This is a genomic window from Pseudomonas lactucae, assembly GCF_016937615.1.
Taxonomy (GTDB): Bacteria; Pseudomonadota; Gammaproteobacteria; order Pseudomonadales; family Pseudomonadaceae; genus Aquipseudomonas; species Aquipseudomonas lactucae.
The window spans coordinates 1-15,609 of the sequence record NZ_JAFHKI010000070.1 but is presented as its reverse complement, the minus strand read 5'-3'; the positions used below and the strand labels follow the sequence as shown (position 1 = coordinate 15,609).

Annotated in this window: 15 protein-coding genes and 2 pseudogenes; 8 read left to right on the top strand and 9 right to left on the bottom strand. The window is 60.7% G+C overall.

Going from position 1 to position 15,609, the window contains the following annotated elements; translation table 11 throughout:
- Nucleotides 1–128: 128 nt before the first annotated feature.
- Together gmk and JWR98_RS14305 are read right to left on the bottom strand one after the other, a co-directional pair.
- A complete protein-coding gene (gene gmk, locus JWR98_RS14310) occupies nucleotides 129–749 on the bottom strand; it encodes a guanylate kinase (protein ID WP_003176919.1) in 621 nt (206 codons plus the stop codon).
- Nucleotides 750–759: 10 nt separating this feature from the next.
- Nucleotides 760–1,622, bottom strand: a pseudogene (locus JWR98_RS14305) (YicC/YloC family endoribonuclease).
- 197 nt (nucleotides 1,623–1,819) lie between these two features.
- Between JWR98_RS14305 and rph the strand changes: the two are divergent.
- Both rph and JWR98_RS14295 read left to right on the top strand, forming a co-directional pair.
- Complete coding sequence (gene rph, locus JWR98_RS14300; protein ID WP_003176917.1) at nucleotides 1,820–2,542, top strand: ribonuclease PH; 723 nt, start codon at nucleotides 1,820–1,822, stop codon at nucleotides 2,540–2,542.
- A gap of 22 nt (nucleotides 2,543–2,564) precedes the next feature.
- Nucleotides 2,565–2,933 (top strand): DUF4870 domain-containing protein, encoded by a 369-nt coding sequence (locus tag JWR98_RS14295; protein WP_003176916.1) that lies wholly within the window; start codon nucleotides 2,565–2,567, stop codon nucleotides 2,931–2,933.
- 58 nt (nucleotides 2,934–2,991) lie between these two features.
- Here JWR98_RS14295 and JWR98_RS14290 read toward each other — a convergent pair whose 3' ends face one another.
- Nucleotides 2,992–3,771 carry an exodeoxyribonuclease III gene (locus JWR98_RS14290; RefSeq protein WP_003176915.1) on the bottom strand — a complete coding sequence of 260 codons (780 nt, stop codon included), beginning with the start codon at nucleotides 3,769–3,771 and terminating at the stop codon, nucleotides 2,992–2,994.
- An 82-nt stretch (nucleotides 3,772–3,853) separates the two neighbouring features.
- Here JWR98_RS14290 and pyrE point away from each other — a divergent pair, with 82 nt between their 5' ends.
- Complete coding sequence (gene pyrE / locus JWR98_RS14285; RefSeq protein ID WP_021492595.1) at nucleotides 3,854–4,498, top strand: orotate phosphoribosyltransferase; 645 nt, start codon at nucleotides 3,854–3,856, stop codon at nucleotides 4,496–4,498.
- A gap of 151 nt (nucleotides 4,499–4,649) precedes the next feature.
- Here pyrE and argB read toward each other — a convergent pair whose 3' ends face one another.
- The 4 genes and pseudogenes from argB to coaBC form a co-directional block, all read right to left on the bottom strand.
- Nucleotides 4,650–5,555, bottom strand: coding sequence for an acetylglutamate kinase (gene argB / locus JWR98_RS14280; protein WP_003176913.1), 906 nt, complete (start codon nucleotides 5,553–5,555; stop codon nucleotides 4,650–4,652).
- Between the two features lie 18 nt (nucleotides 5,556–5,573).
- Nucleotides 5,574–6,977, bottom strand: a pseudogene (locus JWR98_RS14275) (phosphomannomutase/phosphoglucomutase); the annotation flags it as partial.
- Nucleotides 6,978–7,234: 257 nt separating this feature from the next.
- A complete protein-coding gene (gene dut, locus JWR98_RS14270) occupies nucleotides 7,235–7,690 on the bottom strand; it encodes a dUTP diphosphatase (RefSeq protein WP_003176911.1) in 456 nt (151 codons plus the stop codon).
- A gap of 5 nt (nucleotides 7,691–7,695) precedes the next feature.
- A complete protein-coding gene (gene coaBC, locus JWR98_RS14265) occupies nucleotides 7,696–8,904 on the bottom strand; it encodes a bifunctional phosphopantothenoylcysteine decarboxylase/phosphopantothenate--cysteine ligase CoaBC (RefSeq protein ID WP_078735210.1) in 1,209 nt (402 codons plus the stop codon).
- 142 nt (nucleotides 8,905–9,046) lie between these two features.
- On the opposite strand from coaBC, the gene radC reads away from it, so the two are divergent.
- On the top strand, nucleotides 9,047–9,721 hold the full coding sequence (gene radC / locus JWR98_RS14260; RefSeq protein ID WP_078735209.1) for a RadC family protein: 675 nt from the start codon (nucleotides 9,047–9,049) through the stop codon (nucleotides 9,719–9,721).
- A gap of 28 nt (nucleotides 9,722–9,749) precedes the next feature.
- Here radC and JWR98_RS14255 read toward each other — a convergent pair whose 3' ends face one another.
- On the bottom strand, nucleotides 9,750–11,342 hold the full coding sequence (locus JWR98_RS14255; protein WP_078735208.1) for an ABC transporter substrate-binding protein: 1,593 nt from the start codon (nucleotides 11,340–11,342) through the stop codon (nucleotides 9,750–9,752).
- A 458-nt stretch (nucleotides 11,343–11,800) separates the two neighbouring features.
- Between JWR98_RS14255 and rpmB the strand changes: the two genes are divergently transcribed.
- Both rpmB and rpmG read left to right on the top strand, forming a co-directional pair.
- Nucleotides 11,801–12,034, top strand: a complete 234-nt coding sequence (gene rpmB, locus JWR98_RS14250) for a 50S ribosomal protein L28 (protein WP_003176907.1) — start codon at nucleotides 11,801–11,803, stop codon at nucleotides 12,032–12,034.
- An 11-nt stretch (nucleotides 12,035–12,045) separates the two neighbouring features.
- The gene (gene rpmG / locus JWR98_RS14245) at nucleotides 12,046–12,201 is read left to right on the top strand and encodes a 50S ribosomal protein L33 (protein ID WP_003176906.1); all 156 of its coding nucleotides are present in this window, start codon (nucleotides 12,046–12,048) and stop codon (nucleotides 12,199–12,201) included.
- A 72-nt stretch (nucleotides 12,202–12,273) separates the two neighbouring features.
- Here rpmG and JWR98_RS14240 read toward each other — a convergent pair whose 3' ends face one another.
- Nucleotides 12,274–12,636: a cupin domain-containing protein gene (locus tag JWR98_RS14240; RefSeq protein WP_078735207.1), complete on the bottom strand. Its 363-nt coding sequence runs from the start codon at nucleotides 12,634–12,636 to the stop codon at nucleotides 12,274–12,276.
- Between the two features lie 228 nt (nucleotides 12,637–12,864).
- Here JWR98_RS14240 and JWR98_RS14235 point away from each other — a divergent pair, with 228 nt between their 5' ends.
- Both JWR98_RS14235 and JWR98_RS14230 read left to right on the top strand, forming a co-directional pair.
- The gene (locus tag JWR98_RS14235) at nucleotides 12,865–14,358 is read left to right on the top strand and encodes an aldehyde dehydrogenase (RefSeq protein ID WP_078735206.1); all 1,494 of its coding nucleotides are present in this window, start codon (nucleotides 12,865–12,867) and stop codon (nucleotides 14,356–14,358) included.
- Between the two features lie 85 nt (nucleotides 14,359–14,443).
- Nucleotides 14,444–15,586 carry an MFS transporter gene (locus tag JWR98_RS14230; protein ID WP_078735205.1) on the top strand — a complete coding sequence of 381 codons (1,143 nt, stop codon included), beginning with the start codon at nucleotides 14,444–14,446 and terminating at the stop codon, nucleotides 15,584–15,586.
- The last annotated feature ends 23 nt before the right edge of the window (nucleotides 15,587–15,609 follow it).

Here is a 15,609-nt window from a genome sequence, read left to right as displayed (position 1 = left end):
TTGGGCGAGCGGACTGAGCAGTTTAAAAAATCACCAGCGTTTAGGGAAGCGCTGATTTTTCGCAGGTCCTCGCAAAACCGCTACAAGCGCCAATGTAAAGCCCTTGCGGCGGTTTTGGGAAGAGCCAATCAGCCCAGCAGTTCGGCGAGTAATTTGCCGAAACGCTGCTGTTGGCGCTTTTGCTGGAGCTGATTGGTGCGGAAAATCGCCTTCAGATCATCCAGTGCGTGGGAAAAATCGTCATTGATGATCAGGTAGTCGTAGTCGACGTAGTGGCTCATTTCGCTGACGGCTTCACGCATGCGGCCTTCGATGATCTCGTCACTGTCCTGGCCACGGTTGGTCAGGCGCTGGTGCAAGGCTTCGAGCGAAGGCGGCAGGATGAAGATCGAGCGCGCCTGGGGCATCAACTTGCGCACTTGCTCGGCGCCCTGCCAGTCGATTTCCAGGATCAGGTCGTGGCCTTCATCCAGCGTCTGCTGCAGGTGGCTTTGCGAAGTGCCATAGAGGTTGCCGAACACTTCGGCGCGCTCCAGGAAGTCACCGTGTTCGATCATCTTGACGAACTCGGTGCGCTCGACGAAGTGATAGTGCACGCCGTTCACCTCACCCGGACGCATGGCGCGGGTAGTGTGGGAGACCGAAATGCGGATCTGGTCATTGGTGTCGGTCAGCGCCTTGACCAAGCTGCTTTTGCCCGCGCCCGAAGGGGCGGAAATGATGTACAGGGTGCCGGTGCTATGGGTCATGGAGATTGCCTTACTCAATATTCTGTACTTGTTCGCGCATCTGCTCGATCAACACTTTGAGGTTAACCGCAGCCGTGGTGCTGCGCGGGTCAAATGCCTTGGAGCCGAGTGTATTGGCCTCGCGGTTGAGTTCCTGCATCAGGAAGTCCAGGCGTCGACCGGCGGCGCGCCGGACTTGAGCACGCGGCGCACTTCAAGAATATGGGTGCTCAAGCGGTCGAGTTCTTCGGCAACGTCGCTCTTCTGTGCCAGCAGGACCATTTCCTGTTCCAGGCGCACCGGGTCGAGGTCGGCCTTCATGTCCGTGAAGCGGTCGAGGACCTTCTGGCGCTGGGTGGCGAGCATCTGCGGCACCAGTTCACGCAGGGTGATCACGTCTTCTTCGATCGCGCTCAGGCGCTCGTTGATCAGACGTGCCAGTTCGGCGCCTTCGCGCTCGCGGCCGGCCTTGAGTTCCTTCAAGCCCTGGTTGAACAGGGCGAGGGCGTCGGCGTTGAGGGCTTGCGGGTCGGCGGCGTCGGCCACCAGCACGCCGGGCCAGGCCAGCACTTCAAGGGGGTTCAGTGCGGCCGGCTGCTGGATCAGGCTGGCGATGGTTTCGGCGGCGGCGACCAGCTGCGCGGCGCGGTCGCGGTCGACCTGCAGCGGTTTGCCGGTAGTCTCCTCGGTAAAGCGCAGCGTGCATTCCAGCTTGCCGCGGGAGATGCCTTGGCGCAGCGCTTCACGCACGGCGCCCTCAAGGTCGCGGAACGATTCCGGCAGGCGCAGGTGCGGCTCCAGGTAACGGCTGTTGACCGAACGCAGTTCCCAGCTCAGGGTGCCTTGGGCGCCGGCGTTTTCGACGCGGGCGAAGGCGGTCATGCTGTGCACCATGGAGGTACCTCGCGTTGCAGTCCCGCAAACACGGGCTGATGATTAAGAAGGCGCAGGATTGTAGCGCAGTGGGGCGGGCGCGCCCAAGCAATGGGCAATAGTTGACCATTCGTAACCGAATTTTTTAGAAGTGCCCCGAATCGGCTCGCGGCTCTATAATGCTCGGCAGTTTTTCGTCCTCCGTACAGGTATCCCCTATGAAACGTCCAAGTGGTCGCGCTGCCGATCAGCTCCGCTCGATCCGCATCACCCGCAACTACACCAAACACGCCGAGGGATCCGTACTGGTCGAGTTTGGCGATACCAAGGTGATCTGCACCGTCAGCGTCGAAAACGGCGTGCCGCGTTTCCTCAAGGGCCAGGGCCAGGGTTGGTTGACCGCCGAGTACGGCATGCTGCCGCGTGCCACCGGCGAGCGTAACCAGCGTGAAGCCAGCCGTGGCAAGCAGGGCGGCCGTACCCTGGAAATCCAGCGTCTGATCGGTCGTTCCCTGCGCGCTGCCCTGGACATGTCCAAACTGGGCGACGTGACCCTGTATGTCGACTGCGATGTGATCCAGGCCGACGGCGGCACCCGCACGGCATCGATCACCGGCGCCATGGTGGCCCTGGTCGACGCACTCAAAGTGATCAAGAAACGTGGCGGCCTGAAGGGCGGTGACCCGCTCAAGCAGATGATCGCCGCGGTGTCGGTCGGCATGTATCAGGGTGAGCCCGTGCTGGACCTGGATTACCTGGAAGACTCGGCTGCCGAGACCGACCTGAACGTGGTGATGACCAGCACCGGTGGTTTCATCGAAGTGCAGGGCACCGCCGAAGGCGCACCTTTCCAGCCGGCCGAGCTGAACGCCATGCTGGCCTTGGCCCAGAAAGGCATGACCGAAATCTTCGCCCTGCAGAACGCCGCGCTGGCTGACTGAACCGGCCTCAAGGAGAAACGCCATGAATGACAACCAGATGCCGGTACCCACGCCTTCCTATGAAGTCCGTCAGGGGGCCATGTTGTGTCATCTCGCGGCGTTCCTGGGGTTTGTGTTCCCCTTCGGCAGTGTCGTCGGCCCGCTGATCCTGTGGCAAATGAAAAAAGAAGTGGACCCGTTCATTGATGATCAGGGCAAGGAAGCCCTGAATTTCCAGCTTACCGTGGCCATCGCCTGGATCGTTTGCATCGTGCTGGCCTTCGCGGTAATCGGGTTCTTCCTGATGACTGCGTTGGCAATCGCGAGCGTGGTGCTGACGATCATTGGTGCGATCAAAGCCAACAAGGGGATTGCCTACCGCTATCCCTTGACCTGGCGTCTGGTCAAATAATGAACGCCCACAAAAAAACCGACAGCGATGTCGGTTTTTTTGTGCCTGGAAAAAGACCTCAGATGGTCAGTGTCCAGTCGTAGTCCACGATCAGCGGCGCGTGCTGCGAGAAGCGCGGCTGGCGCGGCAAGCGTGCACTGCGAACAAACCGGCGCAGACCTGGGGTCAGCAACTGGTAGTCGAAACGCCAACCCAGGTTGAGCATCTCAGCCTGTTCGTTGTCCGGCCACCAGCTGTACTGGTCGCCTTCGCGGCTGACTTCGCGCAGGGCATCCACATAGCCCATGTTACCGACAATCTCGTCCATCCAGGCCCGTTCCGGCGCCAGGAAGCCCGGTGATTGCTGGCTGTCGCGCCAGTTCTTGATATCCAGCTTCTGTTGCGCCACATACAGCGAGCCACAATAAATGTACTCGCGACGTTTGCGCCGCTGTTTATCCAGGTAACGGGCGAAGTCGTCCATTAGCTTGAACTTCTGGTTCAAATCCTCATCGCCGTTCTGCCCCGAAGGGAGCAGCAAGGTCGCGATGCTGACCTTATCGAAATCGGCTTGCAGGTAGCGCCCGTAGCGGTCGGCTGTCTCGAAGCCGAGGCCGCTGATGACCGCCTTGGGTTGCAACCGCGAATACAAAGCCACGCCACCTTGGGCAGGGACTTCGGCATCGCAGGCATAAAGGAAGTAGCCATCCAGTTGGAAGGCTGGGTCGTCCAGTTCAAAGGCGGAGGCGCGGGTATCCTGCAGGCAGATGACGTCGGCATTCTGGGCTTGCAGCCAACTGAGCAAACCACGCTCGACTGCAGCCTGAATACCATTAACGTTCACACTGATGATCCGCATAAATGGCCCCAAAAATCGCGTGCGTGTATGATACACGCCGTCTACCTAATTAGCTAAATCCGTGGTATCTGAGGCTTTTTTCATGCAGGCGTATCAACGCGATTTCATTCGTTTTGCCATCGATCGCGGCGTTTTGCGCTTCGGTGAGTTCACCCTCAAGTCCGGGCGCACCAGCCCATACTTCTTCAATGCAGGCTTGTTCAACTCGGGCTCGGCCCTGGCTCAGCTGGGTCGTTTCTACGCGGCAGCCATCGTTGAAAGCGGTATTTCCTTCGACGTGTTGTTCGGCCCGGCCTACAAGGGCATTCCCCTGGCTGCCGCAACGGCCGTGGCCCTGGCGGAACATCATGGGCGGGATTTGCCTTGGTGCTTCAACCGCAAGGAGGCCAAGGCTCACGGTGAAGGCGGCAGCCTGGTCGGTGCCCCCCTGACTGGCGATGTGTTGATCATCGACGATGTCATCACCGCCGGCACTGCGATCCGTGAAGTGATGCAGATCATCGCCTCCCAGGACGGCGCGAAGGCAGCTGGCGTGTTGATCGCGCTGAATCGCCAGGAGCGTGGCAACGGTGAGTTGTCGGCGATCCAGGAAGTGGAGCGCGATTTCGGCATTCCGGTGGTGAGCATCGTGTCGTTGAACCAGGTGTTGCAGTTCCTGGAAGATGACCCGCAGCTCAAGCAGCATTTGCCGGCAGTACGGGCGTACCGCGAGCAGTTCGGCGTCTGACACAGAACCAATTGTGTATGAGGGCTTGTGTGGGAGGGGCAAGTCGAATCGTCGCACCGCCCCTCCCACATTTGATCTTCGGTGTTTTCAAGGCCTATGCAAAAAGCCCCCGTTCAATTGAATTGAACGGGGGCTTTTTAGTTTTCAGCGGTTAAGGACGCTTGCGGTTACTGATCAGCGTGCCCACACCGGTATCGGTGAAGATTTCCAGCAGAATCGCATTCGGCACCCGACCATCCAGGATCAGCGAGCTGCCAACGCCGCCTTGCACTGCTTCCAGCGCGCAGCGGATCTTGGGCAGCATGCCGCCGTAGATGGTGCCATCGGCGATCAGGTCGTCCACTTGTTGGGTCGTCAAGCCGGTGAGCACCTTGCCTTGCTTGTCCATCAGGCCGGCAATGTTGGTCAGCAGCATTAGCTTTTCAGCCTTCAGTGCCTCGGCAACCTTACCCGCCACCAGGTCGGCGTTGATATTGTAGGACTCACCGTTGGCACCCACGCCGATCGGCGCGATCACCGGGATGAAATCGCCCTTGACCAGCAGGTTGAGCAGGTCGGTGTTGATGCCGATCACTTCGCCCACTTGGCCGATGTCGATGATTTCCGGTTGGGTCATCTCCGGTGTCTGACGGGTCACGGTCAGTTTTTTCGCGCGGATCAACTCCGCGTCCTTGCCGGTCAGGCCGATGGCGCTTCCGCCATGGCGGTTGATCAGGTTGACGATGTCCTTGTTCACCTGGCCGCCGAGGACCATCTCCACCACGTCCATGGTCTGCGCGTCAGTAACGCGCATGCCATCGATGAAGTGACTCTCGATCGACAAGCGCTTGAGCAGGTCGCCGATTTGCGGGCCGCCACCGTGGACCACCACCGGGTTGATCCCCACGGCTTTCATCAGCACGATGTCGCGGGCAAAGCCGGTTTTCAGCTCGTCGCTTTCCATGGCATTGCCGCCGTACTTGATCACCAGCGTCTTGCCGACGTAGCGTCGAATATAAGGCAGCGCTTCGGACAGGACCTTGGCGGTGTTGGCAGCGGCTTCGCGTTCGAGGGTCATTCAGGGCTCCGGTAAAAATCAGAACGGTAATTGGAGATCAGGGGCAACACGTTTCAACTGGGCGTGGAACACGTCCTTGATGCGCTGCAACTCGGCCTCGGTATCCGCCTCGAAACGCAGGACCAGCACCGGTGTGGTGTTGGACGCGCGAACCAGGCCCCAGCCTTTGGCGTAATCGACTCGCACACCATCAATGGAGGTCAGGTTGGCGCCTTCACCCCATTGCGCATCGTGCAGTGCGTCAATGATGCTGAATTTGCTCTCCTCGGTCACATGGATATTGATCTCTGGCGTAGAAATATCGTTCGGGAAGGTCTGAAACAGCTCCTGCGCCGTGGATTTTTCCTTGCTGAGGATCTCCAGCAGACGAGCGGCGCTGTAAATGCCGTCGTCGAAACCGAACCAGCGCTCCTTGAAGAACACATGGCCGCTCATTTCGCCGGCCAACAGCGCGCCGGTTTCCTTCATTTTCTTTTTGATCAACGAGTGACCGGTCTTCCACATTAGTGGACGGCCGCCATATTCCTTGATCAGCGGCGTGAGACGGCGGGTGCACTTCACGTCGAAGATGATCTCGGCGTTGGCATTGCGCGCCACCACGTCGCGGGCGAACAGCATCAGCAGGCGGTCTGCGAACACGTTCTCGCCGGTATTCGTCACCACGCCCACGCGGTCACCGTCACCGTCGAAGGCCAGGCCGACGTCGGCGCCGGTTTCCTTGACCTTGGCGATCAGGTCCACCAGGTTCTCAGGCTTGCCTGGGTCCGGGTGATGGTTGGGAAAGTTGCCATCAACGTCGCAGAACAACGGCACCACTTCGCAATTGAGGGCTTCGAGCAGTTGCGGGGCGATCACCCCGGCCGCGCCGTTGCCGCAGTCCACCACCACTTTCAAGCGGCGCGCGAGTTTGACGTCACGGGTGATTTCGTCAGAGTAGCGCTGCAGGATGTCAACTTTGGTGACGCTGCCCTTGCCGCTGGTCAGGTCATTGGTTTTCAGGCGGTTATGCAAGGCCTGGATCTGCTCGTTGGCGAGGGTGTCGCCGGCGATGACGATCTTGAAGCCATTGTAGTCCGAGGGGTTATGGCTACCGGTGAGCATCACCCCGGACTTGCCGGCCAGGACGTTGGCGGCGTAGTACAGCGCAGGGGTTGGCACCAGGCCAACGTCGCTGACGTGGCAGCCGCTGTCGGCCAGGCCCTGGATCAGTTGTTCCACCAGTTCGGGACCGGAAAGGCGACCGTCGCGACCCACTGAAACGTTGGGCTCGTCCTGGGCCAGGCTCTGGGCACCGATGGCGCGGCCAATCCAGTAGGCGGTTTCGGCAGTCAGGGTCTTGGGCACCACGCCACGAATGTCGTAGGCGCGAAAGATACTGTCGGGGAACGTCGGGGCTACTCGGGCTGCGGTACTCATTGCGGGGGGAACTCCATCTGAAAGGGGGCAAGGCTGGCCTTAATGGGGCTGGCCGGCAGGCTCAAACTGAAGGGTATGACGGTGTTTTCGGCAGAGAGTTCGTGGTGCAAAAATGCCATCGGAGTTTGGGCTCCGTATTTTTTTCTGCGTAACCCATTGATTGGTATTGGGAAATCATGCCGATAAATTCCGCGCATTCTTCTTGCTGAAAGCCGTGCGGTAGTGGCTGGCCGGACCAGAGGTGCCGGCCAGGGTCAGCTTGGTCAGTGACTGCCCGAATGCCCGAAGCCGCCAGCACCGCGTTGGGTCTCGTCGAATTCCTGCACGAGCTCGAAGTGGGCTTGTACGACGGGCACCAGTACCAGTTGGGCGATACGCTCGCCGACCGCGATGTTGAACGCGGTCTGGCCACGGTTCCAGCACGACACCATCAACTCGCCCTGGTAGTCCGAGTCGATCAGCCCCACCAGGTTGCCCAGCACGATGCCATGTTTATGGCCCAGGCCGGAACGCGGCAGGATCAGCGCGGCCAGGCCGGGGTCGCCGACGTAGATCGACAGGCCGGTGGGGATCAGCAGGGTCTGGCCCGGTTCAAGGACGGTGTCTTCCTTGAGCATGGCGCGCAGGTCCAGGCCGGCGGAGCCCGGGGTGGCGTAGGCGGGCAGCGGGAATTCGGTGCCGATGCGTGGGTCGAGGATCTTGGCTTGCAAAGCGTGCATGGAAATTAAACCTGGTTCAGCCGTTGGGCGATAAAAGAGATCAGTTGGCGGGCAATCTTGCCCTTGCTGGTCTGGGCGAAAAGCGTCGCGTGCAGCTCGCGATCGATCACGCTGCAGGCATTTTCCTCGCTGTTGAAGCCGATGCTCGGGTTGGCGACGTCATTGGCAACGATCAGGTCGAGGTTTTTGTCTTTCAATTTGCGTGCGGCGTAATCCAGCAAGTGCTCGGTCTCGGCGGCGAAGCCGACACTGAACGGGCGGTCCGGACGCGTGGCGATGGTGGCCAGGATGTCCGGGTTGCGCACCATTTGAAGGAGCAGGCCGTCGCCGCTTGTAGGGTCTTTCTTGAGCTTTTGCGGCGCAACGACTTCCGGGCGGTAGTCCGCTACCGCTGCCGAGGCGATGAATAGATCGCACGGAATCGCCGCTTCGCAGGCCGCCAGCATGTCCCGGGCGCTGACTACGTCGATTCGCGTGACGCGATCGGGTGTCGGCAAATGCACCGGACCGGTGATGAGGGTGACGCGTGCGCCTGCCTCGACCGCGGCTTCTGCCAAGGCAAAGCCCATTTTTCCTGAGCTATGGTTGGTGATGTAACGCACCGGGTCGATGTTTTCCTGGGTCGGGCCTGCCGTGATCAGCACGTGCTTGCCGGTCAGGGCCAGGTGCTGGAAGCACTCGGCGGCGCACAGCGCCAGGTCGGTGGCTTCGAGCATGCGGCCCAGGCCGACGTCGCCGCAGGCCTGGCTGCCGGAGGCCGGGCCAAATACTTTGAGGCCACGGTTTTGCAGCAATTGAGTGTTGGCCTGGGTGGCCGGGTCGCGCCACATGGCCTGGTTCATGGCTGGAGCGATGGCGACGGTGGCGTCGGTGGCCAATACCAACGTGGTCAGCAGATCATCGGCGATACCCTGGGCCAGGCGGGCGATCAGGTCGGCGGTGGCCGGGGCGATCAGCACCAGGTCGGCCCATTTGGCCAGTTCGATGTGGCCCATGGCCGCTTCGGCCGCCGGGTCCAGCAAGTCCAGATGAACCGGGTGGCCGGACAAGGCCTGCATGGTCAGGGGCGTGATGAACTCACTGCCGCCGCGGGTCATGACCACGCGCACTTCGGCGCCTTGGTCGAGGAGCCTGCGAACCAGCTCTGCGCTCTTGTAGGCGGCAATGCCGCCGCCGACGCCGAGAACGATGCGTTTCCGATACAGACGCTGCATTGGTTTGCCTTTCCAGTTCAGTGAAGCCAGTTCAGTGACGCCTGCGATGCCCCCTCCCCAGGTGAAATCGCAGGCAAAAAAGAGGCCCTACGATAACACAGCGTTTGCTGGGCGGCAGGGCGCACATGCATAGGGAGGTGGGATGAGTATTCGTGATTGGCCAGCGGCGGAGCGGCCGCGAGAGAGGCTTCTGGAGTGGGGCGCGGCGAGCCTGTCGGATGCCGAGTTGCTGGCAATCTTCCTGCGCACGGGGGTCTGCGGCAAGAGTGCCGTGGACCTGGCGCGCCATCTATTGGCGCAGTTTGGTGGCCTGCGTCCGCTGCTGGAGGCCAATCAGGTCGTGTTCAACCAACAGCTGGGGTTGGGACCGGCGAAGTTTGCGCAGTTGCAGGCGGTGCTGGAAATGTCCCGGCGCCACATGGCCGAGCGCCTGCGCAATGATTCGGTGCTGGAAAGCCCATTGGCCGTGCGCGAGTACCTCAAGGCCATGTTGCGCCATGAGCCTAACGAGATATTCGGCTGTCTGTTCCTCGATTCAAGGCATCGGGTGCTGGGGTTCGAAGCGTTGTCCCAAGGCACCATCGATACCGCCCTGGTTTACCCTCGGCAGGTGGTCAAGCGTGCCCTGGCGTACAACGCCGCGGCGTTGATCCTGTGTCACAACCACCCTTCGGGTGTTGCGCAGCCGAGCGCCGCTGATCGAAAAATGACCAAGACGCTGCAAAAGGCATTGGAAGTAGTGGATGTGCGGGTCTTGGATCACATCATCGTCGGGGATGGTGACCCGTTGTCGATGGCGGAGTATGGGTGGATGTGACCCCGCCCGGTCAGGGCGGGGGCGAGGCTCAAGGTTTGACGCTGACCTTCGAGAAGTCCTGGCGCCCGAATGGGCTCACCTGGTAACCCTCGACATTCTCGCGTACCAGGGCAAACGCGGTCGGGTGTGCCAGGGGCAACCACAGCGCCTGTTGCTGGATCTGGGCCTGGGCCTGCTGATACAGCTTGCTGCGCACACCTTGCTCGCTGGTGGTCTTGCCGGCGCTGATCAGCTTGTCCAGCGCAGGGTCGCAGTAGCGTGCGAAGTTGGTGCCGGACTTCACGGCCGAGCAGGAAAACTGCGGCGTCAGGAAGTTATCCGGGTCGCCGTTGTCGCCGGCCCAGCCCATGAACAGCAGGTCATGCTCTCCGGCCTTGGCGCGGCGAATCAGCTCGCCCCATTCGATCACGCGAATCTCGGCCTGGATGCCGACCTTGGCCAGGTCCGCCTGCAGCAGTTGTGCGCCCAGGTTCGGGTTGGGGTTCAGCAGGCTGCCGGTGGGGCGTGTCCAGATCGTCGTCTTGAAGCCATCCTTGAGTCCTGCGCGGTCCAGCAACGCCTTGGCCTTGGGGAGGTCCTGTGGATAACCCGGCAACTCCTTGGCGTAGCTCCAGGTGTTGGGTGGATAAGGGCCGCTGGCGGCTTCGGCAGTGTCTTCAAACACAGCCTTGAGATAGCTGGCCTTGTCGAAGGCCAGGTTGATCGCCTGACGTACTTCCGGCTTGTCCAGGGGAGGGTGTTGACTGTTGATGGCCACGAACGCGGTCATGAACGCAGCGGTTTTTTCTACCTTCAGCGCAGGATCTTTCCTGGCCTCGACCACGTCCAGAGGCTTGGGCGACAGGGCGACCTGGCATTCGTCGCGGTGCAACTTCTGCAGGCGCACGTTCGCGTCAGGGGTAATGGCAAAGATCAAGTTATCCACAGCCGGTTTGCCGGCGAAGTAGTCCGGGTTGGCCTTGTAGCGAATCACGGCGTCTTTCTGGAACCGGCTGAAGATAAACGGCCCGGTGCCGATCGGTTGGCTGTTGAGTTTCTCCGGTGTGCCAGCCTTGAGCAGTTTATCGGCGTACTCGGCCGGATAGATCGAGGCAAAGCCCATGCTCAGGGCGGCGAGGAAGGTGGAGTCAGCATGATCCAGGGTAAAGCGCACGGTCAGCGGGTCCAGTGCGTCGATTTTTTTGACCAATGTCGGCAATTGCAGCGACTGGGCGTGGGGGAAACCGCTTTGGGCGATCTTGTGCCACGGGTTGGCCGGGTCGAGCATGCGTTCGAAGCTGAAGCGCACGTCTTCGGCGGTCAGGGTGCGGCTCGGGGTGAAATACTCGGTGCGATGGAATTTCACATTCGGGTGCAGCTTGAAGGTGTAGGTCAGGCCGTCCGGCGACACGTCCCAGCTGTCCGCCAGGCTTGGCACCAGCTTGCCGCCGGCGGCGTCGTAGTCCACCAGGCGGTTCATCAGCACATCGGCCGAGGCGTTGGTGGTGGTCAGTGAGTTGTACTGCACCACGTCGAACCCTTCAGGGCTGGCCTCGGTGCATACGCTCAAGGTGGTGGCGGCGCAGGCCAGCGGCGCGATAAAGAGAGGAGCGAGCAACAGCGGTAGGGCAGCGAGGCGCATGGTCGGTTTCCTTTGCAGATCGAAGGCCCATCTGCGAGTGCAGTCTGGAAAAGTCCTACCGTAGTGGTCTGATGGATAAATGACTAGCCCATTTTTGCCTGTGCTTTTAGTCAAAATGCTGTTTTGATGGCGCCTCAGATTGTTTCGTCGCGCACTTTGCGGTGCGCGCGTGCGCTGAAAATCATTCTGTGCGACGAGCGGTCGGCTGTGACAGCGGCCCCTCCTGGCAACGGTTCAGGCGTCAACAGGCGAGATTTACTCCGGTAAAAACACACTCGCTGTTGTTGCACCAGGGTCTTTCTGGTATAAAGCAGCGCTCTTTTCTAGGGGCCCGGTTCCTTCGCTTGTAGGTGTAGCCGGTAAGACCCTAAAGAAACGCGGCGCCTGGCGCCAAATGACTGAGAGATTAAGCGGCCAACCCATGCCGGGTTGGGCATGTGGTTTTAGAGGGCTGAGGCATGTCGAGAGTCTGTCAAGTTACCGGTAAGGGTCCGGTGACTGGGAATAACATTTCCCACGCAAATAACAAAACCCGTCGTCGTTTCCTGCCGAACCTGCAGCATCACCGCTTCTGGGTTGAAGAAGAGAAACGTTTTGTTCGCCTGCGTGTATCTGCCAAAGGCATGCGTATCATCGACAAGCGTGGCATCACTGTCGTGCTGGCCGAAATCCGCGCCGCTGGCAAGATCTAAGGAGCTCTATCATGCGTGAATTGATTCGAATGATCTCTAGCGCCGGTACTGGTCACTTCTACACTACCGACAAGAACAAGCGTACTACCCCGGACAAGCTCGAAAAGAAAATGTTCGACCCGCGCGTTCGCAAGCACGTGATCTACAAAGAAGGCAAAATCAAGTAATTGATTTTCTTCCTTGTGAAAAAAAGCCTGTATCTCACGATGCGGGCTTTTTTTTGCTTGCGCGTTTATTGATCAGGCTTTCTGTTCGAAGACCACATAAATCTTGCGGCACGGCTCCAGTACTTCCCACGTACCGCTGAAGCCCGCTGGAACCACGAAGCGGTCGCCGGCGCGCAGGGTCTTGGCGTTACCCTCGGCGTCACGCAGCACCGACACGCCCTGCACAATCTCGCAGTACTCATGCTCGGTGTAGTTGACTTTCCACTGCCCGACTTCACCTTCCCAAACGCCGGCGTTCATCTGGCCGCATGGGCTGTTGTAGTGGTTATAGACGGTCTGTTCGGGATCGCCCTTGAGGATTTTCTCGGCGGCAGGGCGATAGCGTTCGGGGGCGGTGTTGGCTTGGCTGAAGTCGACGATGTCCTGGATGCTCATGTGCGTGTCCCGTCTGGCCTGCGGTTGGAGAGCCCAAAGTCTATGTTTATTAAAATGAACATCGCAAGGGCGTTTACCGCCGTTATGTCAAATATATTGAAACATCCCCAGCCGCTGGTTTAGGGTGGCAGCTGCCTTGCGCCGAACAGATGGCGGGCGGGCAAGCATTCTTTGAGGCTGCCGGGGACATCGCCCGGCCCTTGTATTCAATAAGAGGAGGACACTCGCATGACCACCCTGACCCGTGCCGACTGGGAACAACGCGCCAAGGATCTGAAGATCGAAGGCCGCGCCTACATCAATGGCGAATACACCGCTGCTGTTTCCGGCGATACCTTCGAATGCATCAGCCCGGTCGATGGCCGCCTGCTGGCCACTGTTGCCAGCTGTGACACCGACGACGCCCAGCGCGCCGTGGAAAACGCTCGCGCCACCTTCAACTCGGGTGTCTGGTCGCGCCTGGCGCCGGCCAAGCGCAAGGCCACCATGATCCGTTTCGCCGCGCTGCTCAAGGCCAATGCCGAAGAGCTGGCGCTGCTCGAAACCCTGGACATGGGCAAGCCGATCAGCGACTCCCTGAACATCGACGTACCCGGCGCGGCGAATGCCCTGAGCTGGAGCGGCGAGGCGATCGACAAGATCTACGACGAAGTCGCCGCCACCCCGCACGATCAATTGGGCCTGGTGACCCGCGAACCGGTGGGCGTTGTCGGCGCCATCGTGCCGTGGAACTTCCCATTGATGATGGCGTGCTGGAAGCTCGGCCCAGCGCTGTCCACCGGTAACTCGGTGATCCTCAAGCCGTCCGAAAAGTCCCCGCTGACCGCCATCCGCATCGCGGCCCTCGCCGTTGAAGCCGGTATCCCCAAAGGTGTGTTCAACGTACTGCCGGGTTACGGCCACACCGTCGGTAACGCCCTGGCGCTGCACATGGATGTCGACACCCTGGTATTCACCGGCTCCACCAAGATCGCCAAGCAACTGTTGATTCGCTCCGGCGAGTCGAACATGAAGCGCGTGTGGCTGGAAGCCGGCGGCAAGAGCCCGAACATCGTGTTCGCCGACGCCCCGGACCTGCAAGCCGCCGCCGAATCCGCCGCTGGTGCCATCGCCTTCAACCAGGGCGAAGTCTGCACCGCCGGTTCGCGCCTGTTGGTGGAGCGTTCCATCAAGGATAAATTCCTGCCGCTGGTGATCGAGGCCCTCAAGGGCTGGAAGCCCGGCAACCCGCTTGACCCGGCGACCACCGTCGGCGCATTGGTGGATACCCAGCAGATGAACACGGTGTTGTCGTACATCGAGGCCGGCCACGCCGATGGCGCCAAACTGGTAGCCGGCGGCAAGCGCACCCTGGAAGAAACCGGCGGCACTTATGTCGAGCCGACGATTTTCGACGGTGTGACCAATGCGATGAAGATCGCCCAGGAAGAGATTTTCGGTCCGGTTCTGTCGGTGATTACCTTCGACAGCGCCGAAGAAGCGGTGAAGATCGCCAACGACACGGTGTATGGCCTGGCCGCCGCCGTGTGGACCGCCGATATCTCCAAGGCGCACCTGACCGCCAAGGCCCTGCGCGCCGGCAGCGTGTGGGTCAACCAGTACGATGGCGGCGACATGACCGCGCCGTTTGGTGGCTTCAAGCAGTCGGGCAACGGGCGCGACAAGTCACTGCATGCGTTCGACAAGTACACCGAGCTGAAATCGACCTGGATCAAGCTCTAAGCAACACCGCAGGCTAAATGTGGGAGGGGCAAGCCCCTCCCACACTGCTTTGTGTAAATCAGAAATTATCCACAGGAGCGCGGCAATGCGGTGGGCGACTTACTTCGCCGTCCTGGCCTCCGTACTCAGCGTCGGCCTGGCATTGGGCGTGAGCATGCCGCTGGTGTCCCTGCGCCTGGAAGGCTGGGGCTACGGCAGTTTTGCCATCGGTGTGATGGCGGCGATGCCGGCCTTCGGCGTATTGCTCGGCGCCAAAGTCTCCAGTCGCCTGGCCTCCTGGCTCGGCACCGCCAACCTGATGCGCCTATGTCTGTGGGGCGGCGCGGTGTCCATCGGGTTGCTGGCGATCCTGCCCAGCTACCCGATATGGCTGGTGTTGCGCCTGATGATCGGGGTGATCCTGACCATCGTGTTTATCCTCGGCGAAAGTTGGATCAACCAGTTGGTGGTGGAGCAGTGGCGTGGCCGGCTGGTGGCGCTATATGGCTGCAGTTACGCCTTGAGCCAACTCTCGGGGCCGTTGCTGTTGGGCGTGATCGGTACCGATCATGACTATGGATTCTGGGTCGGGGTGAGCCTGTTGCTGGTTGCCCCGCTGGCATTGCTGGGTCGCTCCGGCGCTCCCACCGCCGAGTCGTTCGGCGTGACCTTCATCGACCTGTGGCGTTTTTGCGTTAGTCTGCCGGCGATTGCCTGGGCGGTGGCGTTGTTCGCCGCGTTCGAAGCGATGATCCTGACGCTGTTGCCGGTGTATTGCCTGCAGCAGGGCTTCACCGCCGAGATCGCCTTGGCGATGGTCAGCACGGTGGTGGTCGGCGATGCGCTGCTGCAATTGCCCATCGGTGCGCTGGCGGACTATCTGCCGCGCCGCACGTTGTTCCTCAGCTGTGCGCTGTTGCTGCTGGTGTCGAGCCTGGCGGTTCCGGTGCTGATGCACACGTTGCTGATCTGGCCGATATGGGTGCTGTTCGGCGCCAGTGCAGGCGGGTTGTTTACCTTGTCGTTGATCCTGATCGGCGAGCGCTACCGTGATGATGCGCTGGTGCGCGCCAATGCCCACATTGCACAGCTGTGGGGCATCGGTTGCCTGATCGGCCCACTGGTGGCCGGTGCGGGCAGCCAGTGGATCAGCGGGCATGCATTGCCGTTGTTGATGGCGGCGGGGGCGCTGGGTCTAGTGGTGCTGTTGCTGCGCCAAGGAGCGTTCGGCACCGCCCAGCCAGCCTAGCCTTGAAATGCAATCAACTGTGG

Bases quoted from the DNA above. Each gene is read 5' to 3' on its own strand.
- gmk (WP_003176919.1), bottom strand. From the start codon at position 749: ATGACCCATAGCACCGGCACCCTGTACATCATTTCCGCCCCTTCGGGC.
- rph (WP_003176917.1), top strand. From the start codon at position 1,820: ATGAAACGTCCAAGTGGTCGCGCTGCCGATCAGCTCCGCTCGATCCGC.
- JWR98_RS14295 (WP_003176916.1), top strand. From the start codon at position 2,565: ATGAATGACAACCAGATGCCGGTACCCACGCCTTCCTATGAAGTCCGT.
- JWR98_RS14290 (WP_003176915.1), bottom strand. From the start codon at position 3,771: ATGCGGATCATCAGTGTGAACGTTAATGGTATTCAGGCTGCAGTCGAG.
- pyrE (WP_021492595.1), top strand. From the start codon at position 3,854: ATGCAGGCGTATCAACGCGATTTCATTCGTTTTGCCATCGATCGCGGC.
- argB (WP_003176913.1), bottom strand. From the start codon at position 5,555: ATGACCCTCGAACGCGAAGCCGCTGCCAACACCGCCAAGGTCCTGTCC.
- dut (WP_003176911.1), bottom strand. From the start codon at position 7,690: ATGCACGCTTTGCAAGCCAAGATCCTCGACCCACGCATCGGCACCGAA.
- coaBC (WP_078735210.1), bottom strand. From the start codon at position 8,904: ATGCAGCGTCTGTATCGGAAACGCATCGTTCTCGGCGTCGGCGGCGGC.
- radC (WP_078735209.1), top strand. From the start codon at position 9,047: ATGAGTATTCGTGATTGGCCAGCGGCGGAGCGGCCGCGAGAGAGGCTT.
- JWR98_RS14255 (WP_078735208.1), bottom strand. From the start codon at position 11,342: ATGCGCCTCGCTGCCCTACCGCTGTTGCTCGCTCCTCTCTTTATCGCG.
- rpmB (WP_003176907.1), top strand. From the start codon at position 11,801: ATGTCGAGAGTCTGTCAAGTTACCGGTAAGGGTCCGGTGACTGGGAAT.
- rpmG (WP_003176906.1), top strand. From the start codon at position 12,046: ATGCGTGAATTGATTCGAATGATCTCTAGCGCCGGTACTGGTCACTTC.
- JWR98_RS14240 (WP_078735207.1), bottom strand. From the start codon at position 12,636: ATGAGCATCCAGGACATCGTCGACTTCAGCCAAGCCAACACCGCCCCC.
- JWR98_RS14235 (WP_078735206.1), top strand. From the start codon at position 12,865: ATGACCACCCTGACCCGTGCCGACTGGGAACAACGCGCCAAGGATCTG.
- JWR98_RS14230 (WP_078735205.1), top strand. From the start codon at position 14,444: ATGCGGTGGGCGACTTACTTCGCCGTCCTGGCCTCCGTACTCAGCGTC.